The sequence below is a fragment of the Ferrimicrobium sp. genome (genome assembly GCF_027319265.1).
In the GTDB taxonomy this organism is placed as follows: Bacteria; Actinomycetota; Acidimicrobiia; order Acidimicrobiales; family Acidimicrobiaceae; genus Ferrimicrobium.
This window is the reverse complement of record NZ_DAHVNP010000073.1, coordinates 1-24,263: the sequence shown is the minus strand read 5'-3', so window position 1 is coordinate 24,263 and position 24,263 is coordinate 1. Positions and strand designations below refer to the sequence as shown.

Annotated in this window: 18 protein-coding genes; 12 read left to right on the top strand and 6 right to left on the bottom strand. The window is 56.8% G+C overall.

Annotated elements, in window-relative coordinates:
• The first annotated feature begins 197 nt into the window (after positions 1 to 197).
• From M7439_RS11260 to M7439_RS11250, 3 genes are read left to right on the top strand one after another with little or no spacing between them, the layout of a single operon-like run.
• Complete coding sequence (locus tag M7439_RS11260; protein WP_298344308.1) at positions 198 to 1,253, top strand: alanine dehydrogenase; 1,056 nt, start codon at positions 198 to 200, stop codon at positions 1,251 to 1,253.
• A gap of 30 nt (positions 1,254 to 1,283) precedes the next feature.
• Positions 1,284 to 2,633, top strand: coding sequence for an FAD-binding oxidoreductase (locus M7439_RS11255; RefSeq protein ID WP_298344305.1), 1,350 nt, complete (start codon positions 1,284 to 1,286; stop codon positions 2,631 to 2,633).
• Between the two features lie 34 nt (positions 2,634 to 2,667).
• Positions 2,668 to 3,924 (top strand): aspartate aminotransferase family protein, encoded by a 1,257-nt coding sequence (locus M7439_RS11250; RefSeq protein ID WP_298344302.1) that lies wholly within the window; start codon positions 2,668 to 2,670, stop codon positions 3,922 to 3,924.
• 265 nt (positions 3,925 to 4,189) lie between these two features.
• Here the strand turns inward: M7439_RS11250 and M7439_RS11245 are convergent, their stop codons facing one another.
• Positions 4,190 to 5,623 (bottom strand): gamma-aminobutyraldehyde dehydrogenase, encoded by a 1,434-nt coding sequence (locus M7439_RS11245; RefSeq protein WP_298344299.1) that lies wholly within the window; start codon positions 5,621 to 5,623, stop codon positions 4,190 to 4,192.
• A gap of 551 nt (positions 5,624 to 6,174) precedes the next feature.
• Here M7439_RS11245 and M7439_RS11240 point away from each other — a divergent pair.
• The 3 genes from M7439_RS11240 (at position 6,175) to mobF (ending at position 10,430) form a co-directional block, all read left to right on the top strand.
• A complete protein-coding gene (locus M7439_RS11240) occupies positions 6,175 to 6,621 on the top strand; it encodes an Lrp/AsnC family transcriptional regulator (protein ID WP_366525230.1) in 447 nt (148 codons plus the stop codon).
• Positions 6,622 to 6,819: 198 nt separating this feature from the next.
• Positions 6,820 to 8,181 (top strand): aspartate aminotransferase family protein, encoded by a 1,362-nt coding sequence (locus M7439_RS11235; protein WP_298344294.1) that lies wholly within the window; start codon positions 6,820 to 6,822, stop codon positions 8,179 to 8,181.
• Between the two features lie 152 nt (positions 8,182 to 8,333).
• A complete protein-coding gene (mobF, locus tag M7439_RS11230) occupies positions 8,334 to 10,430 on the top strand; it encodes a MobF family relaxase (protein WP_298344291.1) in 2,097 nt (698 codons plus the stop codon).
• Positions 10,431 to 10,478: 48 nt separating this feature from the next.
• On the opposite strand, the gene M7439_RS11225 is transcribed toward mobF, so the two are convergent.
• Positions 10,479 to 11,825, bottom strand: a complete 1,347-nt coding sequence (locus M7439_RS11225; protein ID WP_298344288.1) for an acyl-CoA carboxylase subunit beta — start codon at positions 11,823 to 11,825, stop codon at positions 10,479 to 10,481.
• The gene (locus tag M7439_RS11220; protein WP_298344285.1) at positions 11,818 to 13,020 is read right to left on the bottom strand and encodes an FAD-dependent oxidoreductase; all 1,203 of its coding nucleotides are present in this window, start codon (positions 13,018 to 13,020) and stop codon (positions 11,818 to 11,820) included. Before M7439_RS11220 ends, M7439_RS11225 begins: the two co-directional genes overlap by 8 nt.
• Before the next feature lie 278 nt (positions 13,021 to 13,298).
• Between M7439_RS11220 and M7439_RS11215 the strand changes: the two genes are divergently transcribed.
• Complete coding sequence (locus tag M7439_RS11215; protein ID WP_298344282.1) at positions 13,299 to 14,273, top strand: YbhN family protein; 975 nt, start codon at positions 13,299 to 13,301, stop codon at positions 14,271 to 14,273.
• Positions 14,263 to 14,640: a hypothetical protein gene (locus tag M7439_RS11210; protein WP_298344279.1), complete on the top strand. Its 378-nt coding sequence runs from the start codon at positions 14,263 to 14,265 to the stop codon at positions 14,638 to 14,640. The genes M7439_RS11215 and M7439_RS11210 overlap by 11 nt, the downstream gene beginning before the upstream one ends.
• A 146-nt stretch (positions 14,641 to 14,786) precedes the next feature.
• On the opposite strand, the gene M7439_RS11205 is transcribed toward M7439_RS11210, so the two are convergent.
• From M7439_RS11205 to M7439_RS11195, 3 genes are all read right to left on the bottom strand, one after another.
• Positions 14,787 to 17,114: a plasma-membrane proton-efflux P-type ATPase gene (locus M7439_RS11205; RefSeq protein ID WP_298344276.1), complete on the bottom strand. Its 2,328-nt coding sequence runs from the start codon at positions 17,112 to 17,114 to the stop codon at positions 14,787 to 14,789.
• A gap of 4 nt (positions 17,115 to 17,118) precedes the next feature.
• Positions 17,119 to 17,556, bottom strand: a complete 438-nt coding sequence (locus tag M7439_RS11200) for a universal stress protein (RefSeq protein WP_298344274.1) — start codon at positions 17,554 to 17,556, stop codon at positions 17,119 to 17,121.
• A 559-nt stretch (positions 17,557 to 18,115) separates the two neighbouring features.
• Entirely contained in the window at positions 18,116 to 18,625 is a 510-nt protein-coding gene (locus tag M7439_RS11195) for a DUF1269 domain-containing protein (protein WP_298344271.1), read from the bottom strand.
• A gap of 902 nt (positions 18,626 to 19,527) precedes the next feature.
• On the opposite strand from M7439_RS11195, the gene M7439_RS11190 reads away from it, so the two are divergent.
• Genes M7439_RS11190 through arcC form a run of 4 tightly spaced genes read left to right on the top strand, consistent with a single transcriptional unit; the run spans position 19,528 to position 24,117 of the window.
• The gene (locus M7439_RS11190; RefSeq protein WP_298344269.1) at positions 19,528 to 20,961 is read left to right on the top strand and encodes an amino acid permease; all 1,434 of its coding nucleotides are present in this window, start codon (positions 19,528 to 19,530) and stop codon (positions 20,959 to 20,961) included.
• Complete coding sequence (locus tag M7439_RS11185) at positions 20,958 to 22,199, top strand: arginine deiminase (protein WP_298344266.1); 1,242 nt, start codon at positions 20,958 to 20,960, stop codon at positions 22,197 to 22,199. Before M7439_RS11190 ends, M7439_RS11185 begins: the two co-directional genes overlap by 4 nt.
• Positions 22,200 to 22,210: 11 nt before the next feature.
• Complete coding sequence (gene argF / locus M7439_RS11180; RefSeq protein ID WP_298344263.1) at positions 22,211 to 23,209, top strand: ornithine carbamoyltransferase; 999 nt, start codon at positions 22,211 to 22,213, stop codon at positions 23,207 to 23,209.
• On the top strand, positions 23,209 to 24,117 hold the full coding sequence (arcC, locus tag M7439_RS11175; RefSeq protein ID WP_298344261.1) for a carbamate kinase: 909 nt from the start codon (positions 23,209 to 23,211) through the stop codon (positions 24,115 to 24,117). Before argF ends, arcC begins: the two co-directional genes overlap by 1 nt.
• Positions 24,118 to 24,263 lie beyond the last annotated feature (146 nt).

The window sequence follows — 24,263 nt, the reverse complement described above, 5'->3', positions numbered from 1 at the left end:
CTCGGCGAATGAGGATTACCGTTAGATTTCCGTATTTTGCTGTTGAATCAGCAGAATCCATTCCTGAATTTTATGGATTCGCTTGCATGGCTGGTGCGTATGCTCTAGCATGGAATCGGGGTAATTTTCAGTGTTGTCCCACCATGGTTTCTGTCGCCAGCGTTGTCTGTCGCCACGAGTGATTGAGGAGTAATTGTATGGTTCAGTCGATCGGCCTTCCTAAGGAGATCAAGGACGGAGAGCGAAGAGTAGCGCTTGATCCCTCGGCGGTGAAGTCCTGCGTTCAGGCCGGCTTTGATGTGTGGGTAGAGACAAACGCAGGCGTAGGTGCCGGTTTCGCTAACGCCGATTACGAGGCCGTTGGAGCCAAGATCACTCCAAATGCCAAGGCAACGTGGGCCGCTGATCTCGTCGTGAAGGTGAAGGAGCCACAGGAGTCGGAGTGGGGGTTCTTCCGCAAGGATCTCACGCTTTTTGCCTATCTCCATCTCGCTGCAGAACCTACACTTGCGAAGGCGCTCGTAGATAGCGGTATCGACGCGTTCGCGTATGAGACATTGGAGGAAAAGGGTGGCCTCCCGTTGCTCGCGCCTATGAGCGAAGTCGCCGGGCGTACGGCGGCGATCGTTGGTGCTCATTATCTCGCGAGTGGCTCCGGAGTTCTCCTTGGGGGATCGGCTGGAGTGCCGCCAGCGCGAGTTGTTGTCATTGGTATGGGTGTAGCAGGCACGATGGCAGCTCGCGGTGCTCGAGGAATGGATGCTGAAGTCACTGGGGTGGACATCGATCTTCACCGACTGTATATGGCCCAGCAAGAGGGTACGGTGACCGCAACACTTGCCAGCTCCGAACATGCCATCAGCGAGGCAGTCAGAGAGGCAGACCTCGTTGTGGGTGCCGCGTTGGTCACCGGTGCGAAGGCACCAAAGCTCGTATTGCGTGACCATATCGCCAGCATGAGGCCGGGCTCTGTCGTTGTCGACCTCGCGATTGACCAGGGAGGGTGTATCGAGACATCGCGACCGACTTCGCACTCTGAGCCAATCTATGAGGAGTTGGGTGTCATACACTACTGTGTCACCAATGTCCCTGGTCAGTACCCGAAGACGGCATCGCGAGCATTGTCAGCGGCGGTGGCTCCAAAGCTTGTCCGGCTGGCACGAGATCCTCAGGATCCGGTGCTCGCTGGTTCACTGAACGTTTCCAAGGGTGAGATTGTCCATCCGGTCGTCGCTAAGGCGCTTGGGTTATAGCGGCACTATTTGATGATTGAGCGATAGCCCGTGGTAACTGGTCCGAGCTTTTGGTTACAGCAGCTAGGTGATATCACCCCGCGGGCATCGCTGCAATCGTCGCTGCACGTTGATGTCGCGATCGTTGGCGGAGGGCTGACAGGATTATGGACAGGGCGGTATCTTGCTGCACTTGATCCCACGCTTCGGATCGCTGTCTTTGAGCGTGACTATGTCGGTTTTGGGGCGTCGGGACGCAACGGTGGTTGGGTCTCCAGTCTCTTTCCCGTCCCGGCTTCGAAGGTGGAACGGCTCTATGGCACACAACTCGCGGACGAACTGTGGCGCGCACTCGCAGAGACAGTCGATGAGATCGCCCAGCAGGTCGATCAGCTCCATATCGAGTGCGATTTCACGAAGGCAGGCACGCTGGTCCTTGCCAGGGATCGTGTGCAATGGCAGCGGCTGCGGCGCGAAGTCAAGGACGGAACAACCCTGTTGGATGCGCGTGGAACCGATCGTTCCCTGAGGGCAAGGCACGTCATTGGGTCCGTGCATGAGCCACAGTGTGCAACGGTGCAACCAGCAAGATTGGTGCGTGGTCTTGCCGATCGACTCGAGGAGTTCGGCGTGCGGATCTATGAGGGTACGAACGTCAGCAGTATCGGAGACCATGCGTTGGTGGCCAACGGACATACCGTGCAAGCGGGTGCAATCGTCCTCGCCACGGAGTCGTACACCGCTCAATTCGCCGATTGGCACCGGTTGGTTCTTCCTCTGTATTCGATGATGGTGGTGACTGCTCCGCTGAGTGATGCGCAGTACGAAGCGATTGGAAGCCCTCAACTTGGCTTGAGTTTCGCCGATGAACGGAATCTGGTCATTTATGGACAGATCACCGCCGATCGGCGCATCGCCTTTGGTGGTCGCGGTGCCCCCTATGGCTATGGTTCGGTGATCACCCCGGCACCTGATCGGGGTAGGGGGATGCGACGGCGACTCGAGCAGACGCTGTTAGAGCTATTGCCAGGCCTTGGTGATATCGAGTTTCCCGCCTTCTGGGGAGGTACGCTTGGAGTGACCAGAGACTGGTTCCCGCGTATTGATGTCGATGAGTCGGCCGGGGTTACCAAGGTGTACGGGTACGCTGGCGACGGTGTTGCAATGACCAACCTGATGGGTAGGCTCGTCACCCAAGGGCTGCTCTCTCCCCAAAAACTTCCAGCCGTGCACGCCATCTTTGAGCGCGCTCCGCGTGTATGGGAGCCAGAACCTCTGCGCTACCTAGGGATTAACGCGGGGCTACTGATGACCCAACTCGTCGACATCGGTGAGCAACATGGCGTTCCGGTACGGTTTCTTGACACCTTGAGGCGCGCCTTAATTGGTCAAGTTGGATAAGGTCATTATACATTCAGTAGACAAAGGAGGAAATGTGGCATATTTAGCACCAGTCTGGTCAAAACTCACCCCACTGACGGTTGTGCGTGGAGAGGGTGCGTACGTCTTCGACACCGAGGGTACTCGTTATCTCGATGCAACGTCGGGCATTGCGGTGACATCGACGGGTCACAGCCACCCCAGGGTGGCCAGGGCAATCGCCGAACAGGCACAAGAGTTCATTCACGCGCAGGTCAACATCTATACTCATCACCGATTGCAGGAACTCGCGGACCGTTTGGAGAGCGTTACCCCTGCAGGGATAGACACCTTCTTCTATAGCAACTCTGGCGCCGAGGCCACGGAGGCTGCGGTCAAGTTGGCGCGACAGTACACCAAGCGTACCAATATTATCGTATTTCAGGGAAGCTTCCATGGGCGTACTGCTCAGGCGATGGCGATGACCACCTCCCGAACTGGTTATCGAGCTGGCTATCAACCACTTCCAGCTGGGGTGTTCGTCTCGTTATTCCCCGGCTTTCCGCGCGCGGGTGGAGCTGATGGCACGAGTGTTGGTGAAGCGATTGATTATCTCGACTACTTATTAGCGGCACAAACCGCGCCGAGTGAGACCGCAGCGATGGTCATCGAGCCGGTCTTGGGTGAGGGTGGATATCTGCCAGCGCCAACTGAGTTCCTTGAGGCGATTCGCGAACGTTGCACCCAGCATGGCATCCTTTTTGTGGCTGACGAGGTGCAGACCGGGTTTGGACGTACAGGGCGTATGTTCGCCCTCGATCATGCGGGCGTCACTCCCGATATTCTTGTGATGGCTAAAGGCATCGCGTCAGGGTTTCCATTCTCAGCGATTGGCTCCTCCTATGACATCATGAAGGAGTGGACCGTTGGAAGTCATGGTGGAACCTATGGTGCGAATCCCATAGGCGTTGCGGCGGCAATCGCAACCCTTGATGTCATTCAGGAGGAGGGTCTCGTCGAGAACGCTGCTCAACGAGGGGAGCAGCTCAGTGAAGGGTTGCGCCGTATTGCCGAGTCACGGAAGGAGATTGGGAAGATTCGTTCGCTGGGTTTGATGGTTGGAGTAGAGATTGTCGACCCGGTGACTGGAGCGCCAGATGCAGCACGGACCACCGCCATTTTGAAGGAGCTCTTTGAGGCCCATCGGATTATTGCGATGAACGCAGGGACCTTTGGTAATATCATCCGCTGGATGCCGCCCCTCATCATCTCGCAAGAGCAGATCGATACCATGCTCGATGCGTTTCGCGCGTCGGTCGAGGCAACTGCGTGAGCTGCCAATACGAGCGCTAAATGGCTGACGGTGATGCCGATGCAATGATCGCGTCGAGATTGATCGGCGTTGGCGATACGTTGTTCGCACTGCCTGATCCATCAGTGCGTTTGGGGTGACTTTTGCGAGCCACGTCCGACGCCGACATGTATCTCTGGTAGCAACAAGGCCCTGGATAGCGATCCAGGGCCTTGTTGGGTTCGGTCTGTCTCCTATTTATGTGTCAATGGACACGAAAACCCTTTGGCGGTATGCGGGTAGGGGGTTAATCCTTACCGGTGTAGCTCATCACGTGCTTGATACGGGTGTAGTCCTCAAAGCCATACATCGAAAGGTCTTTGCCATAACCTGAGTGCTTGAAGCCACCATGCGGCATCTCCCCGACGATCGGTATGTGGGTGTTGATCCAGACGGCACCAAAGTCGAGATTGCGTGATACGCGTAGGGCGGTACCGTGATCGCGAGTCCAAATGCTCGATGCGAGGCCATACTCCACATCGTTGGCGAGCCTGACCGCCTCCTCTTCTGTGTCAAAGGTTTGGACGGTAATAATCGGCCCAAAAATCTCATTTCGGATGATCTCGTCCTCCTGTCGAAGATTGTCTACGACGGTGGCGGGGAAAAAGTAGCCGTTTCGATCGATCCGAGCCCCACCGGCTGTCACCTTTGCGTGATCAGGCAGTCGGTCGACGAGCCCGAGAATTCTGTCATACTGGTTGATATTGTTCAGGGGACCAAAGTAGGCGTCTTCGTCCGCCGGTGCCCCCGTCTTTGTCTCGGCGGCGGCCTTTGAAAGCGCCTCGACGAAGGCGTCATGCACTCCTCGCTGGACCAGCACTCGCGCGGCTGCGGTACAATCTTGGCCAGCGTTGAAGTAGCCTGCTCCGGCGATGCCTTCGGCGGCTCGGGCAACATCTGCGTCGTCGAAGACGATGACGGGAGCATTGCCTCCGAGTTCTAGGTGGACACGTTTGACATCCGCTGCGGCAGCCATCGCAACCTCTCGTCCAGCACGAAGCGAGCCAGTGATTGCAACCAGTTGCGGTGTCTTATGGCTGACGAGCATACGTCCAGTATCGCGGTCACCGAGGACGACGTTAAAGACACCGGATGGAAAGATCTCGCCGATGAGGCGGGCAAGAATGGTAGAACTTGCGGGTGTCGTGTCGGATGGCTTTAAGACCAAGGTATTGCCTGCCGCTAGCGCCGGTCCGATTTTCCAGATGGCCATCATCATCGGATAGTTCCATGGCGTGACGGCAGCGCATACACCAATTGGCTCACGGCGAATATAGGAAGTATGGTTAGCCATGTACTCGCCAGCGCTCTTTCCCTCGAGATTGCGAGCAGCGGCAGCAAAGAAGCGGATCTGGTCTGCCATCGGTGGAATCTCCTCACTCATGGTGAGTCCGACTGGTTTGCCGGTATTGGTGGTCTCCGCTTGGACAAGCTCCTCGGCGTGGTCCTCGATAGCATCAGCCAATCGAATGAGCATGAGGCTTCGTTCTGAAGGTGTGGAATCTCTCCAACTCTCGAAGGCTTCAGCTGCGCTCGCGAAAGCGAGATCGATGTCTGCCTCTCGCGAGGCTGGAGACGTTGCGTACACCTCGCCGGTCGACGGGTTCACGATCTTCATCGTCTCATCGGATTTAGCTTCGACGAAGTTGCCGCCGATATAGTTGTGAAACTGTTCGCTCATGGACTACCCTCCTCCTTGTTGGGCCATACTGCTATGGCCATACTGCTATGGCTGGTCTTTACCCAGTGCTTCGATGACGATCCGCATCACGAGCGCTGTTGACGGAACCATCTGGGCTATGAGCCCACTCCCCCCTTACCTTACACCATCTCAGTCCTACACGCAGGTGTTACGATGGAAATCGCAGAATTTCAGTAAAAATAGTGCGTATTCGGTTGACAATGCCTAAAATATGGTTAAGAATAGTTGTATCGTTGTGGTAGCTCTTATCTAGGTAGGCGTGCGGTCCTCACCAGGACGTGGGTCCTGTGTTCGTTGCGCGATGTGGTTGGTTCAGCGATGAGGCGGTTCGCAGGCGGCTGTCGCTGATCGTTATGAAGTGTTAGGATGCTGACCAAACGGTCACATAGGTGGACAACGGAGAGGACAGGAGAGGGGGATGGCGCTTGGCGAATCGTAGTGAAGCTGGGAAGGTAGAACGCACGTTCCCGTTGATCCGTGGTCAGGGGTTGCCGCCAATCCGGGATCAGAGTCCGAGTGGACACCCGGCGATGACCCTTGATGGGACGTCGAAGCGTTTGATTGAACTCTTGCAGGAGGATGGTCGCGCATCATATGCCGCTCTTGCCAAGGTGGTTGGCCTATCTGAGGCGGCGGTCCGTCAGCGGGTTCAGCGACTCATCGATAACGGCGTGATGCAAATCGTGGCGGTTACCGATCCAACGAGAGTTGGGTTTATGCGCCAGGCCATGATTGGACTCAAGGTAACTGGTACGTTATCGTCTGTCGCAGAGCAGTGTGCAGCCTTGCCGGAGGTTGATTATGTGGTCATTGCCGCTGGTCGGTATGATCTTCTCCTTGAGGTGGTGTGCGAGAATGATGAGCACCTTCTCGAGCTCATGAGCGATCGTATACGAACACTCGAGGGAGTTGTCTCCGCTGAGGTGAATGTGTACCTGAGATTGGAGAAGCAGACCTACAGCTGGGGGACACGTTAGCAGGCGGAGTTCTTGTGCGGTTGATGATGGTGGTTTGTTCTGCTAGCGTGGCACCGTAGAGACCCACCAATAGCTCCATCAGCGGTTCGAGCTGAACGCGTGTTGAGCAGGCGTTCTGAGCGCCGTGAGGAGATCTGACACCACGGGTGTCAAAGGAGATGTGGCACACCAAGTGCCCAGAGAAGGAGACAAGAGGGAATGAATACAGAAGAGCTTTCAGAATCAGCCAAACGACATCTTTGGATGCATTTTACGCGAATGTCTTCGTACGCCGATCACGAGGTGCCAGTGATGGTGCGGGGCCAGGGGCCCTATGTCTATGACAGCAAAGGCAAGCGTTATCTCGATGGACTGGCCGGGCTCTTTGTGGTTCAGGTCGGTCACGGGCGTACTGAGTTGGCTGAAGCGGCCGCGAAGCAGGCGAGCGAGTTGGCCTACTTCCCACTGTGGAGTTATGCTCATCAGCCGGCAGTGGAGCTTGCCGATCGACTGGCAGCGATCGCCCCCGGCGATATTAATCGCGTGTTCTTTACGACTGGTGGATCTGAAGCGGTCGAGTCAGCCTGGAAGTTGGCACGGCAGTACTTCAAACTCATCGGCAAGCCAGAGAAGACCAAGGTGATCTCTCGCAACCTCTCCTATCACGGGACCACCTTTGGTGCGCTATCGTTGACAGGTCTCCCGGGCATCAAGACTCCATTTGAGCCGCTTGTCCCCGGGGCCATCAAGGTGCAAAACACGAATCACTATCGTTGTGTTGACTGTGCGATGCTTGACCAGTGCAATCTGGCCTGTGCCGACGATATTGAGCAGCGAATTGAGTTCGAAGGGCCAGAGACGGTGGCCGCTGTTTTTCTTGAGCCAGTCCAGAATGCGGGAGGTTGCTTCACGCCAGCGCCGGGATACTTCCAGCGGGTGCGAGAGATCTGCGATAAGTACGATATTTTGCTCGTCTCCGACGAGGTGATCACCGCTTTTGGCCGCCTCGGTTATTGGTTTGGTGCACAAAAATATGGCTACCAACCCGATATTATTACCTGCGCCAAGGGATTGACCTCTGGATACTCTCCGATCGGTGCGATGTTGGCCTCTGACCGCCTCATGGAGCCGTTCTTGAAGGAGCAGAATAGCTTCCTTCATGGCATCACGTTTGCTGGACATCCGGTTAGCGCGGCGGTAGCGCTCGCAAACCTCGATATTTTTGAACGTGATCAGCTTCTTGACCACGTCCGTGGCAAGGAAGGTGAGTTTCGGGCAAAGCTCGAGACCCTGGCTGACCTCGATATCGTGGGAGAGATTCGAGGTACTGGTTTCTTCTACGGCATCGAGTTGGTCAAGGACAAGAGCACTCGGGAGACGTTCAACGATGACGAGTCAGAGCGGCTCCTGCGTGGGATCTTGACACCAAAGCTTTTCGAACTTGGATTGATCTGCCGGGCTGATGATCGTGGTGATCCTGTGGTCCAGCTCTCGCCACCGCTTGTCTGTGATTCTGAGCAGTTCGATGAGATGGTCGCTATTCTCCGGGAGGCTTTTGAGGCGGCACAAGCAGCGCTCTAGGCAGCCATCCTTGGCGCGTCCTGCTTCTCGCAGGGATATGCGTCGGGGTCCGTGGGGATAACGCAAGGTTACGAATAGTAGTCGGGCCCGATCTCGGGCCGGTCGATTGGTGGAAGCCCCACCCTCAATGGTGAGAAACCAAGGGGGTGGGGTTGCGCCTTTTCAAGATTCGAGGCTCTCTCGATTACTACGTACAGCGGGAGTTGTGTGATGAAGTCGGTGTGGTCAGCCGGCTCGGCATGGGGTGCCAGCCGGATGCTCCCGTTGACCTCGTGGACCTTGGTAGTGCTGCGACGACCATCCGTCACCCCATCAAAGCTTTGGATTTTACGATCGCTGCCCCCAAGGCTGTCTCGGTCCGCTGGGCATTGGCGCCGGAGGCGGAGCGAATCCAGATTGAGGCGGCCCACCATGTTGCCGTTCGCCGTACGTTTGCGGTGATATCCGAGTTTGATGCAGCGAAAACCATTCACGGGGTGATCAGACCGGTTGAGGGGGTGGTCGCCTACGATGTCGGGCATCGACTCTCTCGCGCTGGTGATCCGCATCTTCATTCCCACCTTGTTGTCCTGAATCATGCCGATGTAGACGGGCGAAGGGTCGCCCTTGAACACGCACATTGGGCACGTGGCCTCCCTGTCTGGGAACTGTGCTACCGGACCGAATTGGCTCACGAACTCGAGGCATTTGGGATTACGCTCATTGGCCAAGGCCTTGGATCGTGGCGGGTGACGGGGCAGGCTGTAGGCCTCAATGCAGTGTTTTCCAAGCGGCGCCATGAGGTCATCCGTTTCAGCGGGGATCATGGTTCTGGACGCATGCGTCAGTTGGCGGCCCTGAGCACCCGCCAAGACAAGGTTCCACAGGTGCAGTCGGAGCTCCGTGCGCGTTGGGAGAGTGAGGCTCGGTCGGCGCCCCTGGAGTTGGCAGTGTCACCTGTCCTTGCCGGTGAAGCGAGAGCTGCCGTTCGTGTGAACGATCCGCTCCTCAACGAGTTGGTCAAGGCGATAGAACGGGGTGCAACGGACCTATTGACTGCGAAGGAGAGGGCGCTTCGTGCTGCGTTGGGGGAGCAACGGGCTCTACGGCTCATGAGAGGTGAGGGGATCATGCTTGGTGACAAGAGGACGGGGCTTGACGGATCGCTCTGTCAAGCCTATCGTTCGTTGCCGGTCACAGAGCGGTTAGCTTTGATGGATGTCCCAACGAAACATCTGGAAGAAGTCTTCGCCTCGCGTGAGGTGATTCCGATGGTTGCGGCACTTGAAGGGGCAGGGTTGCGTCCAGGGGATCGAGTAACCGTGGAGACGCGAACCTCGCAGGAGGCGACGCTGGTCAACAGCTTTGGTCAATATCGCCAATCGATCCATGGGACAACGCTCGTGGTTGATGTGAACGCGTTGCCCCCTTCTGAATTCGGTGACATGGTCAGGCAGGGAAGGACAGTGGTGCGGAGTCCAGGAACGTCGATCCATGGATCGGGTACGGCGACGATGCTTGGACTGCGCAACGATGAGGGTAAGAGCCTTGTGTTGGCGGAGAGTTCGGTCGCTTTATGGAAGGCGTTTGTCGCCGATTGTGTCGATTGGGTGCGCGCAGAATGCAAGGAAGATGTCACCTTCGCTGCCTCCTCACCAGGGCTTAGCGCCAAACTGCGCAGGGAAGTCGGCAGACAGATGCCCGAGGCGGTAGTCGGTCGTGTGGGTTCACGACCGTTCTTCCGGGGTGAGCCAGTGGCGATGCCAGATGGCCGTGGTGGTAGAATCGTAGCCGCCCACGACCGTCATCTTGAAGTCCAAATCGGCGAAACGATCGAGACGGTACCGACCCGTGGGGCGCGACCGGTGGGCTTTTCTGCAGAGTCCAATGATCGACGCCTAGTGGTGTTTGGCCCTCTCGATGGGAAGGATGTGAGCAGGATCGAGCGCGCCTATCTATGTCAGCAACAACTGAGCGAGCTGGTTCATCATTTACGTCTCAATACCGACGGCCACGGAGTGAGTTGGTTGGATGCGCAGCCCACGAGTACGATCTCACTGGCCCGACGCGTAGAACTCGCCAGGACAAACGGTCGGTTTCATGGAGAGAAGCTCTATCAGCTTCGTGCTGTCACCACGACGTTGAGTAGCATCTATGATCGGGCGGAAGAGCTCGGATTCGATGATCGCCGAGGGAGAGACCGTATCATGGATGAGCAGCTCGGATTGTATCGCGAACGGGATGCCTTGAGCCGCGGTCGCTCACGCTAGCGGAAACACGAAACCTTGCAAAACGGTCGGTGATGATGAAGTGAAGGGCTAGAGCGGCGAATTCGCGTGCTTTGCGTTGCGTAGCCGCTCCTTCTTGGTAGCGAGAAGATCGAAGGCATGAACAAGATGGGCCCTGGTTCGATTCGGCTCAATCACGTTGTCAACAAAACCTCGTTCCGCAGCAATCCAGGGGGTGAGATACTCGTCCTCGTATTTTTGTTGATGGCGGAGTCGTTCTTCATTAGGCGCACGCCGGTAGATGATCTCTACGGCTCCTTGTGCCCCCATGACAGCGATCTCTGCTGAAGGCCATGCGAAGGTGAGGTCGTTGCCGATCCCTTTGGAATCCATGACGATATACGCCCCTCCGTAGGCTTTGCGCGTGATGAGACAGATGCGTGGTACATTGCATGCGGCATAGGAGAACGCGAGTTCGGCACCGTGGCGAATCATGCCACGCCACTCGACGTCCTTGCCTGGCAAAAAGCCGGGTGTATCGACGAGCGTGATCATTGGGATATTGAAGGAGTCGCAGAAACGGACGAAACGAGCACCTTTTTGCGCCGCGGGAATGTCGAGTGTACCCGCCATTATTTTGGGCTGATTTGCTAGAATTCCAACGGTGCGACCCTCGAGGCGGGCGAGTCCCGTTACGAGTTGGTTCGCCCAAGTGGACCGAAGTTCATAGAAGGTGTCCTGATCGACAATACCACTGACAAGGTCGCGAACATCGTAGGCGGCGGTCGGCTGTTCGGGGATGATCGCATCAAGGTCGACACCGGCAGGGTCGTTGAAGTCCACTCTTGTTGGGAGTTCATTCGTGGAGTCTGGGAGATAGCTCAGGAGTTTCAGGATTGATTCTTCGATATCACGTCGGTCATTGGCGACGTCAAAAGCAACACCTGAGCGGTTGAGTAGGACTGATGCGCCGCCAAGTTCTTGATTTGTCACCGAGACTCCGGTGAATTCGGCGACTGACTGGGGTCCACTGAGGAAGGCGAATGAGTCCGGTGCCATGACGACGTAGTCGGCAAGTCCGAGCAGTAGTGCGGGACCTGAGACTGCTGGCCCAGTGAGGCCGATCAGAATAGGTACTTGACCCGAACAGTGCGCGAGCGCGCGTGCGGCAACCCCCCAACCATGCAGTGCAGCGACCCCATCTTGGATTTTAGCACCCGAGGTTGAGAGTTCGCAGACGATCGGCACGCCGATGCTTGCCGCTGTAGAGGCGGCATGGGCGATACGTTCCCCGTCGCGTTCGGAGAGCGCTCCCCGCCTCGTCGTTGCTCGCGATGAGATCCACATGACGCGACGTCCATCAAAGGTACGGAACTCTGATCGGGTCGAACCGGTCGAGGATGCCTTGAGTTCAAGATGGGGGCTTCTCCTAGCCATCGGTCTTTGGCTCCTTCATTGGCTTTTGGGTAGTCCGTATGATGCGTTCGGCTGCTCTCCGGCCTGACTCGATAGCGCTGTTGAGCGAAGGGGTCCCAAGATGGTCGCCGGCGAGAAGAACACGTTGACCTATCTCGTTGACCTTGTGTGTGCTCCGCGGCAGGGCAGCCTCGACAACGCCAAACTCGACGAAGTCTAGGTCTTCTTGACCACAGTTAAGCGCGAGTGCCAGCGCACTACGCACCTCGGCCGGGGGCACCGTCGGATCGCAGGATGCGGTGATGAGGTGCCGTTCCGGATCGTGGCTCACGTAGCTGGGTGCGATGTCGCTCATGGGTGCAACGGTGTAGATAGGACTTCCAAGTGGTGGCAGCCCGACGGCAGGTACGCCAAAGAGACGGCGGTTGCTGAGCACATGGATAAAGCCAACAGAACGCATCGCTGGGAGATGGAGATCGAGTAGTGGTCCCAGCGCCGGCGCATCTACGGCCAAAATGGTCCAGTCTGTGGACACCGTTGTTCCATTTTCAAAGCCCAGTTGACCACTGGCCACCGAGACTGCCCGGTGGTGGTAGTGAATCCCTCCCGGAAGGGTGTGGGCGATGATGGCTGGCAATTGGGCCATTCCTTCGGTCGGCAAACTCGCGTAACCGTTCAAGAGACGTCCCAAGACAAAACGTGCAAAACTTGCTGGCTCGACGAGATCAGGGTCGATGGTGATTCCGCGAAAGAGCGGTGCAAAAACGCTCTCGTAGAGTGGGCGCGGTAGCAGCCCTCCGAGATCAGCGATGGTTGGATGCTGGGTGGTGATGAAGTGAAGGAGGGATTGCCAGTTCGGGAGCTGAAGGAGACGGACCAGAGCAGAGAAGGTCGCTCGATAGGTGCCAGGGACGCGACGAGGATCAGAGAGGAGGAGTGGCCCTTCTGGGCGTTGAAGATAGACACCCGGATAGAGATGCTGTAAGGGCAGCTCTGCGACCGAAATGAGTCGACGAAGTTCTGGATAGTCGTCGAGGATGATCTGGAATCCCCGATCGAGGATCAGCCCGTCGACATGATCAGTCGCAACGCGGCCACCTGGGCGATCTGAGGCTTCGTAGACCTGGAAGTCAATGTGGTTGATCGCAAGGTAGTGTGCAGCTGCCAAGCCAGCCATGCCTGCGCCAACGATTGCGACCGTTGGAGATTCCGCCACTCGCCTCCCTCTCGTTATCGATGACCATCTGCACCCAAATCCTTTGCTAGAGCTAGGCAGCCGATGTCATCATTCACGCTAATGTCGGTGGGGCCGGCAAACGTCCGGAGTTGGTAACGAGTATTGCGAGATGAGTCGCTCCTGGCCAGGCTGCCAACCGCTAGGGGCGCAATCCCTCATGTAGGCCTCTAACCTGCTGAGAATAGAGACTGATGATGACCGGTGACGCGAGTAGGTAAGACGACGAAGTACGATCAAGGGCCAGTAGCGCCTTGGCGATGAAGACCTCGACCCGCCGTGGGGTGCAGATAGTCATCGGTCTGATAGCCCTTGTCGTGGCCGCTTTGGTCATCTACAGTGAGCGCGGCCAGCTCAGCGGTACCGCCGCGGCACTGTCGAACGCGGATTTTGGGCTGATTGTGATCGGTTTTGTCCTTGAGGTTCTCTCGGATCTATCCTATTCGCTGATGACGTACTATCTCTTGCCGACTCGTCTCGGACGTTTGACACGGCGGTGGTTCTTTGGAGCCTCTCTCGCGGCGATCGCCATGAATGATTCCATACCGCTTGGCGCGGGTTTTTCTGTTGCGTATCTCTATCGCAAGCTTCGAGGCAGGGGTTGCAGCCCCCTTGAAGCGACGGCGGCGTTGCTTGGTGGGAATCTACTCGCCATCGTTGCCCTTTTGGTCCTGCTCGGTCTGGTACTGGTCGCACATACCCAGGCAACAGCTGTGCTCAGCAATGTCGATATTGCGATTTTGTTTGGATTGCTTCTGCTGGCGGTCGCTGCGATCATCCGGATGGATCGAGTGCTTGTCGTGGCGATACAGGTAGGCGCACGCCTCCGCCGTATCGTACACGTGAAGGGCCAATTCAGCCAGTCCAGTATTTTGACGGCACAACAGCTCCGCTACCGGCCGCGCGCTATCGTTCAATCATCGCTTGGGGCACTCGGGAACTGGCTCTTTGACCTCGCCACCTTGGTTTTGAGTTTGGTCGCTGTCCATGCGCACGTTGGTCTTGTTGGGGTCACGGCTGCTTATGTGCTTGGTGCACTCGCTGCCAACCTTCCGATTACCCCAGGTGGGCTCGGAGTGGTTGAGGGGTCGATCACGGTTGCGTTGGTGGCCTTTGGTGGAGCCCCATCGTCGATGTTGGCTGCTGTCTTACTCTACCGGGTGGTGAGCTATTGGTTGTGGATCCCTATCGGTTGGAGCAGTTATTTTCTGTTGGGAGGTCTGCGTGAGGATTAAGTGGTGGCGGCGGTGGCCGGTGGCACTCGTGTTGTCCGCGGTGGCACTCGCCTCCTGCGGCGGTGCTCGGTCGGTATCTGGGACCTCTGCAGCTAACTGCGTCGACGCGCTTCAGCGAGCACTGACGACGGCGCCTCATGACGATAGTTTTCGTGGACTGGCACAGCTCAATGCTCGCGGGATGGCACACTTGGGATTTGGGACGATTGCGCCTGGCCAGTACTGTGTGGTCATGTTTCTCAACAGGAAGCTGTCGACTCGGGGGCGCTTTGTCCTCGATCTCTATGGCTACACCGAGCGCCCTGTCTATTTAGTCGGTCATCTCCAGCATGTTCGAAAGGCTCCCAAACTACTCGATCTCGCCTGAGTGCTTTGCTGCTCAAGCCAAGGGGCCTTGTGGGTGGCAGGGATTGTCGCCTTGCCGTAGGGGATCGGTTGAGCACCGCCAACGGCATGCGATGTGAGAGTACCCCCTGGCTGCGCGAGGATGGGGCTCGACCTCAGCGAGGGAACTCATGCGAGAAGTGCGTTACCATGCGTGACAAGCTTGACCTTTACGAAGTCAAGCAGGATCACCCAGACGAGCGTTCCGATGAATACCAGGATGACGGCCTCGATGGGTACTGCACTCATGAGCACTCCGGCCGTCGCGAAGAGACCAACGACGAGCGTGTCGACACCGGATGCCAACAAGAGGAAGGTCCCTGGTTTGGATGCCCACAGGTGTCCTCGCTCTCTGAGGAGGAGGACATTGGCGAGACCGGAGAAGACGAGCGCCACAAAGTCGAGGGTTTGTAGCTGCCTTTGGGATAGCCCTGCCAAGCTGGCGAAGGCGTAGGTCCCAAACGAGAAGAGTAGCCATGCGAGTGCGATGATGCTACTGGTCCTCATCAGCACTGTGACACTCCAATGGTTGGGAGTCTTCGATGGGTGGACGTTGTCACTGGCCAGTGACATCGTTACGAGATCGTTTGCAAAGAGTAGCAGCAAGATGAGGAGAGGTGTCACTACGAATTTTCCGAGCACGAGTACCCCAATGCTGAGAAAGAGGGCCACTTGGAGAGTCTTAACGATCTTGTTAAGCGTGTAGGTGAGCAGGCGTTGGTAAACCGCACGTCCCATATCAATGGCGTCAACCAGACCGGTGAGACCTGGAGTGGTAAGAACAAGACTGGCTGAGGCTTTGGCGACATCGGTAGCAGTCGCTACAGCGATCCCAACCTCGGCTTGACGTAACGCGGGCGCGTCGTTGACCCCGTCTCCCGTCATGCCAACGATCGCTTGTTGCGTCTGGTGCGCGGCGACAAGCTTGTACTTGTCCTCTGGAAAAACCCCCGCATAGACCGCACAGGTTGAGTCGCTGTTATCGGGTGAACAGACTTTGCCGGATAGGCCAAGTTGCGTTGCGATCGAGGCTGCTGTCTCCGGGGTATCGCCAGTGACCATCTTGACGGTGATGCCAAGCCCTGCAAGCTGTTGAAGAATCTCTGCCGCATCATCGCGTAGCGGATCGGCGAAAGCGATTAAGCCAAGCAATTTGAGGTCGGAGGCGACTCCTCCAGCGATACCGAGGACTCTCGAGCCGCTGCGTGCAAGATCAACGAGTGTTTCCGTGAGCGTCGGGGGTTCTTCACCCCCCGTGATGAGCGTCTTGAGCACCTGAGGGGCACCCTTCAAGGCGCGGTGCTCCGATCCCGACGCATCGAGATAGGTTGACTCAGAACGCTTTGTCGCGGGGTCGAAGGGAGAAAAGGTTGCTCGAGGTACGGGTTTGATCCCAAGCTGCTGCGCCTTGACCAGTGTGGCAAGATCGAGAGGATCTTGTGTGGATGCGTCCGATGCCATCGCCGCAGCAAAGAGCACATCAGCATCGGTGGCGTCCGCAAAGGTGACGATCGATTGAATCCTGAGTTCATTTTTGGTAAGCGTGCCAGTTTTGTCACTCAAGAGAACTGTCATCGACGCAGCCTCTTCAATAGCCGCAAGGCGAGTGACAAGGATGCCGCGACGCACGAGCTCCATCGCCGCGACCGCGGTGGCGAGCGTAAAGGTGGCAGGGAGCGCTATTGGAACCGAGGCGACGAGGAGGATGAGCGCGAATGGTGCTATGTGGGAGAGAGTGATTCCTCGCACGAGCGCATCGACGAATACCACGACGACGAGCACGATGTCGAAGGTGACGAGCCATTTCACGATGCCGAGCACCAGCACTTCAAGGTGACTGGCAGATCCCGCTGTCCTCACGAGGTCCGCGGTTTTGCCGAAGTAGCTCTTCGTACCCGTTGCGGTTACCTCGCCTGAGGCTTCGCCTCGTCGGATAATCGACGCAGAATAGACCGTGTCACCACGGTGATGTTCCACCGGGAGCGACTCGCCGGTCAGTGCGGATTGGTCAACCAGCAGTTCGCCATCGACGATTCGTAGATCGGCCGGCGCAAGATCGCCAATCCGTAGATGGATGTAGTCACCAGGCACTAGATCGACGGCCGGTACTTGTTGCCAAGATCCATCCCGAAAGACCCTCGCGGTGATCTGCAGTTTGGACTGGAGCAGTTCCAACGCTTTCTTGGCCCGACTTTCTTGCGAGAACGACAGCACTGAGTTCAACACGAGCAGCAAAGCAATAACCATGGCCTCGGCCGATTTCCCGAGTGCCAGTTCCAGGATGAGAGTCACCTCGAGCATCCAAGGAACAGGAGCCCAAAACTTCTTCAAGAATAGAGCAAAAGGGTGTTCCTTGGGATGGACAATTGCGTTCGGACCATACTGTCTGCGTCGTTGTGCGACCTCGGCGGTGGTGAGTCCCTGAGTCTCGGAATCCGGTACGAAAGGTTCAGACAACCGATCAGTGCCTCACAACCAGTACGGGAACTTCGGCATGGTGGATAAGCTGATCGCTGACGCTCCCGAGCAAAAGTGCCGAGAAGCCACCCCTCCCTCGTGCCCCTACCACCACCATGTCGGCTTCCTTTGCAAGCTCGATGAGCGCGTAGGCAGGTTCTCCCTCCAAAAGATGCGTTTGAAACGGTACGTCTGGATACTTGTCCCGCATGAACGCCGCGCCAGTCTCAAGGATGGCCTCGGCGGCGTGCGAAAGTGTCTTGAGGGCGCCCGCCGTTACTCCGAAGTCATAGCCACCGATCTCCCAGGCGATCGCGATCGCAACGCTGGCCCCCCGTAGTTTTGCCTCTTGAGCGGCGTAGTCGAGCGCCTCCTGTGCATACTCCGATCCGTCGTAGCCGACCAACACCACACCATTTTTGTCAAAGCTTGACGTCTCCATGTTTGGATCTCCGATCTCGTTACCCTATCTCACAACCTAGGGCTAGCCAAGGCGTTTCACTAGGGGATAAGGTCCCTTGATAAGGAGACGAGCGACAGTGGATGTGGCTACAGCGAGAAGGGATCCAGGTGAGCCATCGTTAGTCATGCCGGTTGCGGCCGCTGCCTGCAGTCATGGTAGGGGCAGGTGTGATCCAAAGCATGGCGAGGACCCCAAGGCTCGCTGCCTCTATTCACAGACAAAATCCTTCGAATGTCTGTCAGTCTGTCTCGACGGTCGACCTTGTGCGGAACCACTGGTCGGTGAAGTGAGGATCCTGTTCTGCCGCGTTGTTCATGGGTGGTGAGGTGCACCTCGCAGAAGGCCTCGGGTAGGCAACCTTCCGGGAATGCAATTCGATCGCGACTAGGGTTCGATCGCAGCTAGGGTTCGATCGCGACTAGTGTCGAACGGTTTGGTCGCCGAACGCTGTGGACCTCGGTATTCTACAGGGACACAAGCAGTGGAGCCTCTTGCCCGGCCGGGCAAGAGGCTCCACTGTGGTCGTTGATCGAGCAAGTTAGGAGTTCTCGTTTGCCTTCTCAAATGCTTGACGAAGGTTCTCGACTGTCTCGTCGGTGATGGAGCTACGAATGACCTTTGATGGGTGATAGGGTTCAAATGCACGGGTCATCTGATCGGCATCCCCTGATACCCCAACCAGGACGAGTGCCGATGTGCCCGGGGTGAGTTCGGACTTCACCTCGGCCACAAGCTTTTCGTCGATTCCTGATCGCTTCCACAGCTCTCCTATCGCAGCTCCTGCGCCCATCCCACCGAGCCAACCGCCGAAGAACCACGCCGGTGGAAACCACCAGAACAGCAAGATACCTGCAAGTCCACCTAGGAAGGCACCACCAGCGACGGAGCCGTGAGGTGTCGAAAGCGTGGTGATCCCTGACTTGTGTTTCTCGATGACGGCGACGTTATCAACCCAGGCATAACGCAACTCTTCGAGGGCGCGGACGGCGTCGAGCGCCTTTTGTGCATCATATGAATGGTCGAACTTTAGCAAGATCAAATCTGGCATGTTGTTACCTCTTCTCCTTCTTTCTCAGTTAGTTTAACTTCTTCCTCTACGCTTCTACTCTACTTGGGTTTACGGGAGTAGTGCCACCAATTGGTATTGAGTATTCTCACATTCGATTACTAATTGGTTCAGTTGGCGCCGCTCTGGTGAGTCACTATCAGGGGTATCAGAGTGATAAATTGCTTGTTTGGACCGTTGATATCCTAGCGTGTGGGTTGTTGGAGGAAGAGGATTTGTGATGAGCGTGCGTGGGTTGGATGGTGCTAGGAGATGGGTCGGCTGGAGTCCTTCATGTGATCCGTAGGGAGCTACCGGCGCTCGAAGATAGCTACACTGATCCGCAAAATTTCTGACCAAGTTGACCAAGAGTTGAGTCTGTTGACCACAGAACTCGTGCGAACACATTCGATCTCCCACGTGTAATGGGCATCGCTATGGTTTCGCACACGATGGTGGACTTGTCACCCTGCGGTGATGATTACCTTCGTCGAGGAGTCCGTTGCGATGAGCGTGGATCAGCAGCACCGTTGTCTGCCTGGCAATGGTGATGATGATGGGAGCTTGGTGATACCGCCAGGCCGGTTGTGGGATCTTCGATGTTCGCAGTTGTGGGCGACAAAGGAGCTGTTCGAGGGCCCTCGGGCCCACCCGGTTAGGGTACTTTGGCTCTTTGCTTCGGTTCTGGGCCGGCCTAGTATGTCTGGCTGGAGGTTGGCAGTGAGTCGAGGGAACATTGCTCGTGAGCTGGGCCGGCATGAAGAGTTGGTGGTAGACGAGGGTGAGGGTATGCGCGCGATGGCGCATGGTAGGTACTCCATGGACAGCGCGAAGTCGCCTGTTCTCCGTTGAGTTACGAGGCGGTTGACCTACGAGTGGGTTCAGATGTCGAGGAGGAGTGAAGGATGGCCAAAGTGATCGACAAGCCTATTGATCCGGCGATAGGAGGCGGTGGAGTTCATCCGCGGGGTATGGGTCTGACCTCGAGCACTGGAGTGGTTGTTGGTTCTATCGTCGGCGCTGGTGTATTCACTATGCCAGCGGTCATGGCAGGAGCGGGGACGAGTTCGATTCTTGTGTTAGCGGCGATTGCCGTTGGGGCAATGGTCTTGGCGACACTTTTCGGTCAATTAACACGTAAAGTACCGAGCTCGGATGGTGGTCTCTACGCCTATTCGCGCTTCGCCTTCGGTGATTTCGCGGGTTATATTATTGGTTGGGCCTACTGGATTCAAGCGTGGGCCGGCAATGCTGCCATTATTGCATCCTGGGTCCTCTATGTCGAGGCTCTCCTTGGTATGACGCATCCGACCCGGTGGGATAACATCGTGATCGCATTGCTCGGTCTTTGGATTCCAGCGGCGATCAATATTGCCGGCATCCGTTCGATGGCTTGGGTTCAGAATATTACCGTTGTTTTGCGTTTCATACCGCTACTCTTCGTCGGGGTGATTGGCTGGTTCTTCATTCACGGTAGTTACTTTGGTCGATTCAACGCCTCAGGTGGGAGCCTCTATTCTGCTATCGGCATTGCGAGTGGTGTAGCACTCTTCTCCTTCATCGGTATCGAGACCGCCGCAATCACTGCTCGTCGGGTCCGTAATCCAGAGAGAAATGTGGGGAGGGCATCGATTCTTGGGACGGCGGCGAGCGCGATCGTCTATCTTCTTGTGAGTGCGGTGGTGATGGGATTGGTGCCTCATGGGCAACTTGTCAAGGATGGAGCCCCCTTCGTCACCGCCTTCCAAACAATGTTCGGGCATGCGGCGTGGGTTGGCAAGGCGGTTGCGGCGACGGCAGTGGTCTCAGGGTTTGGGGCTCTTGTCACTTGGACACTGGTCACCGCTGAGGTCTCCTATGCGATGGCCAAGGATGATCTGTTCTTCCCGATCTTCAAAAAAGTTGATGCACAGCACACTGCGCGCATCGGTGTGCTGTTCGCGGCGTTTCTTCCGAGCATTCTTCTGGTGTGGCGATATCTCAACTCATCCGGTCTGACGGTCTTTGTCTACTTGGTGAACTTGAGCGTGGTGCTCGTTGCTATCCCCTATCTGTTCTCGGCGTCGGCGCAGTTGTATTTCCTGATCCGTAGCCGACGCCCACTGCAGAAAATGCAGTTGTGGAGGGATGCGACACTCGGTATCGTCGGGTTTCTCTTCTCCATGTGGGTTACCTTTGCCTCAGGTTACTCAGCGGTATATCAGGCGATGGTATTGATACTTGTCGGAGTTCCTCTCTTTGGATTGCTCAAGAACGTTGGCAAGCGTGGCCATGTCGTGGATGGGGCTACCGATGATCTCGTGATGACTGAAGGAAGTGAGGAGGAGGCGAGGGCATGAAAGAGGAGAGGGATTTTCGTCCTTACGTTGGCTCAGAGGTGGGCACGCTGCAGAGCGTGATTCTTCACCGCCCTGGTCTCGAGCTAGCTCGTTTGAGCCCTGAGAACATCAATGAACTGCTCTTTGATGATGTGATCTGGCTGAAGAAGGCGAAGGAAGAGCATGACGCTTTTGCTGAGTCCTTCCGCGATCGGGGAATCAACGTTCTCTACTTTCACGATCTTCTTGCCGGGGCACTTGAGGTTGATGAGGGACGGGCATTTATGCTCGATCACATCTGCACTGAGGATCGGTTCGGATCAGTGCTCGTCGAGGTGGTCCGCGACTTTCTCGAGGAACTGAACTCGGAGGAGCTAGCGGCCACGGTCATCGGCGGTATTCTCAAAAGTGATCTTGGGCGAGTTCGCCGGCATAGTATCGTTTTGAGCGCTCTCAGCAGCGATGATTTTGTACTTCCGCCTCTGCCAAATCATCTCTTTCAGCGCGATAACTCAGCGTGGATCTATGGAGGAGTCTCGATCCACCCGATGGCGAAGGAGGCGCGCCGTCGCGAGACGATCAATACCCGAGCCGTCTATGCCTATCATCCGGTGTTCGCGGGGAGTACGTTTATCACCTACCTCGGCGACGATGATCGCGACCATCAGCCCGCCTCGTTAGAGGGTGGGGATATCCATGTGATCGGGCATGGGTCGGTGCTAGTGGGCATGGGAGAGCGAACGACTCCGATGGCCGTTGAACAGCTTGCAACACGGCTGCTCGCGACTGGTCAGGCGGAGCATATTGTCGCCGTGCAGATTCCGAAGTCGCACGCAACGATGCATCTCGACACCTTAATGACTATGGTTGATCGTGATTGCTTTGTTGTCTACCCGTATCTCGACCATCACCTGCGGAGTTGGACGATCTCAGCTGACGATAACACTATGCCAGTCATTCGCGAGAACCGTGATCTTTGGGTGACGTTGGCAGAGTTGCTAGAGGTTGATCGTCTCCGTATCTTGAGAAGCGATGAGGATGTCCGAGCGGCAGAGCGTGAACAGTGGGATGATGGGAACAACTACCTGGCAGTGGCGCCGGGTGTGGTCATGGGCTATGAGCGAAACGTCGCCACAAATACCATGTTGCGTAGGAGTGGGATTGAGGTGATCACGATCGCTGGGAGCGAGCTTGGAAGAGGGCGCGGCGGTCCGCGTTGCATGGCTTGTCCTGTTGAGCGTGATGCGGTAGAGAGTTAAGGGAGTCCAAGATGAATTTATATGGTCGTAGTTTGATCAAGGTCGATGATCTGAAGGCGAACGAGTTTTTCTACCTCGTTAAGTTGGCCACCACCTTGAAGCACGCGAAGCAAAACGGTGTCGAGGTACCAGAGCTTGTCGGCAAAAAGATCGCTCTGATCTTCGAGAAACCCTCTACCCGAACGCGATCGGCATTCGAGGTCGCTGCCCTTGACCAGGGTGCGCATCCTGTCTACATCGGTCCCGGCGAGAGTCATCTCGGAGTCGAAGAGTCGCCAGCGGACACAGGAAAGGTCCTCAGCCGGATGTACGATGGAATCGAGTTTCGAGGCTTCACCCAAGAGAGCGTTGAGGGGTTAGATCAAGCGGCCGACGTGCCGGTCTGGAATGGCCTGACTGACATGTGGCATCCCACGCAGATGCTCGCAGATGTGCTGACCATGACGGAACATACCAGCAAAGAGTTCGGGCGTGTTGTGTTGACCTACGTTGGCGATGGGCGCAACAACACTGCACGCTCGTTGCTGGTGACTGGTGCGCTGTTGGGCTTCGAGATCAGGATCGTGAGCCCAAAGGAGCTCACACTTGAGGACACCTCTGTGCTCCTCGCCAAGCAGCTGGCCGAGAACTCCGGTGCTCGACTGGTCATGACCGAAAATATCGAGTGGGGACTGCACGGGACTGACTTTCTCTACACCGATGTCTGGTTATCCATGGGTGAACCTGAGGAGGCATGGAAAGAACGCATTGACCTGCTCCGGGAGTATCAAGTGAACGAAGCCATGATGCGCGCGACCCATAACCCAGAGGTCAAGTTTATGCATTGTCTGCCTTCGTTGCATGACCAGCATTCGGCGACAGGAGCCCGCCTGTCCAAGCTCATGGGTACCGATGGGGTGGAGGTGACCAACGAGGTCTTCTCCTCTCAGGCTTCAATCGTTTTTGATCAGGCCGAGAATCGGCTCCATACCATTAAGGCGTTGATGCTGGCTTCGCTGCGTGGTCATTGATGCGGGTGGTGGTAGCGCTAGGAGGCAATGCGTTGCTCCGGCGGGGCGAGCGACCTGATGCGACCACGCAGTCGCACCACGTTGAGGAGGCGACCGTCTCGCTTGGAAGATTGCGTGCCGGTAACCAGCTCGTTATTACCCACGGCAATGGCCCACAGGTGGGGTTATTGGCGCTTGAGAGTCAGGAGGATTCCTCGCTCAGCTCTCCCTACCCACTCGACGTTCTTGGTGCGCAGACCCAGGGGATGATCGGCTATTGGATTAGTAACGACCTTGACAGCATCTCCGCAACCTCACGTGCCTGCACCTTGATCACCAGGGTGGTCGTCGATCCGAACGATGCGGCCTTTACCGACCCCACCAAGTTTGTGGGTAAGACCTATGAGGCTGAGGAGGCGAGAAGGCTGGCCGCAGAATTTGGGTGGGTGGTCAAACGTGACGGTGATGCTTGGCGACGGGTGGTCCCCTCTCCCTATCCGCTGCGCATCGTCGAGCTGTCGGTGATCGAGGGCTTGCTATCGATGGGCCTCACCGTCATCTGCGCCGGTGGGGGCGGGATCCCTGTCATGGAGGGACCCCAGGGAGGATTGCTTGGAGTTGAGGCGGTCATCGACAAGGATCTCACCAGTGCAAAGCTGGCCATCGCGTTGGAAGCGGATGTTTTGATGATCCTTACCGACGTCAATGCGATTTATCGTGACTATGGAACGGAACATGCCACCGCCTATCGCAAGCTATCACTTACCGAGCTTGCGGGGTTGGACTTCGCGGCTGGATCGATGGGCCCAAAAGTCCGTGCCGCCGAGGAGTTTGTGCGACACACTGGCCGTAGGGCCGTTGTCGGCTCGCTCGAGGATGCTGATGCCCTTCTCGCTGGTGAGAAGGGAACCATGATCATCTCAGGCTGAGGGTCCCCCCCCTCAGTGCCACAAGTCCCACCCCTTCGGTGTCCAAGGCCACTGGGCGTTGTCTGGTTTCATCCCTAAAACGATTAGGTGAAGCCCGGGTGGGCTGGGGATTGAAGGGAGTTCTGATGACCAAGTTCATGCACCAT

Coding starts and splice junctions, on each gene's coding strand:
- M7439_RS11200 (WP_298344274.1), bottom strand. CDS start 17,556: ATGGAGACGTCAAGCTTTGACAAAAATGGTGTGGTGTTGGTCGGCTAC.
- argF (WP_298344263.1), top strand. CDS start 22,211: ATGAATTTATATGGTCGTAGTTTGATCAAGGTCGATGATCTGAAGGCG.
- M7439_RS11240 (WP_366525230.1), top strand. CDS start 6,175: ATGACCCTTGATGGGACGTCGAAGCGTTTGATTGAACTCTTGCAGGAG.
- arcC (WP_298344261.1), top strand. CDS start 23,209: ATGCGGGTGGTGGTAGCGCTAGGAGGCAATGCGTTGCTCCGGCGGGGC.
- M7439_RS11190 (WP_298344269.1), top strand. CDS start 19,528: ATGGCCAAAGTGATCGACAAGCCTATTGATCCGGCGATAGGAGGCGGT.
- M7439_RS11260 (WP_298344308.1), top strand. CDS start 198: ATGGTTCAGTCGATCGGCCTTCCTAAGGAGATCAAGGACGGAGAGCGA.
- M7439_RS11185 (WP_298344266.1), top strand. CDS start 20,958: ATGAAAGAGGAGAGGGATTTTCGTCCTTACGTTGGCTCAGAGGTGGGC.
- M7439_RS11215 (WP_298344282.1), top strand. CDS start 13,299: ATGAAGACCTCGACCCGCCGTGGGGTGCAGATAGTCATCGGTCTGATA.
- M7439_RS11235 (WP_298344294.1), top strand. CDS start 6,820: ATGAATACAGAAGAGCTTTCAGAATCAGCCAAACGACATCTTTGGATG.
- M7439_RS11195 (WP_298344271.1), bottom strand. CDS start 18,625: ATGCCAGATTTGATCTTGCTAAAGTTCGACCATTCATATGATGCACAA.
- M7439_RS11225 (WP_298344288.1), bottom strand. CDS start 11,825: ATGGCTAGGAGAAGCCCCCATCTTGAACTCAAGGCATCCTCGACCGGT.
- M7439_RS11245 (WP_298344299.1), bottom strand. CDS start 5,623: ATGAGCGAACAGTTTCACAACTATATCGGCGGCAACTTCGTCGAAGCT.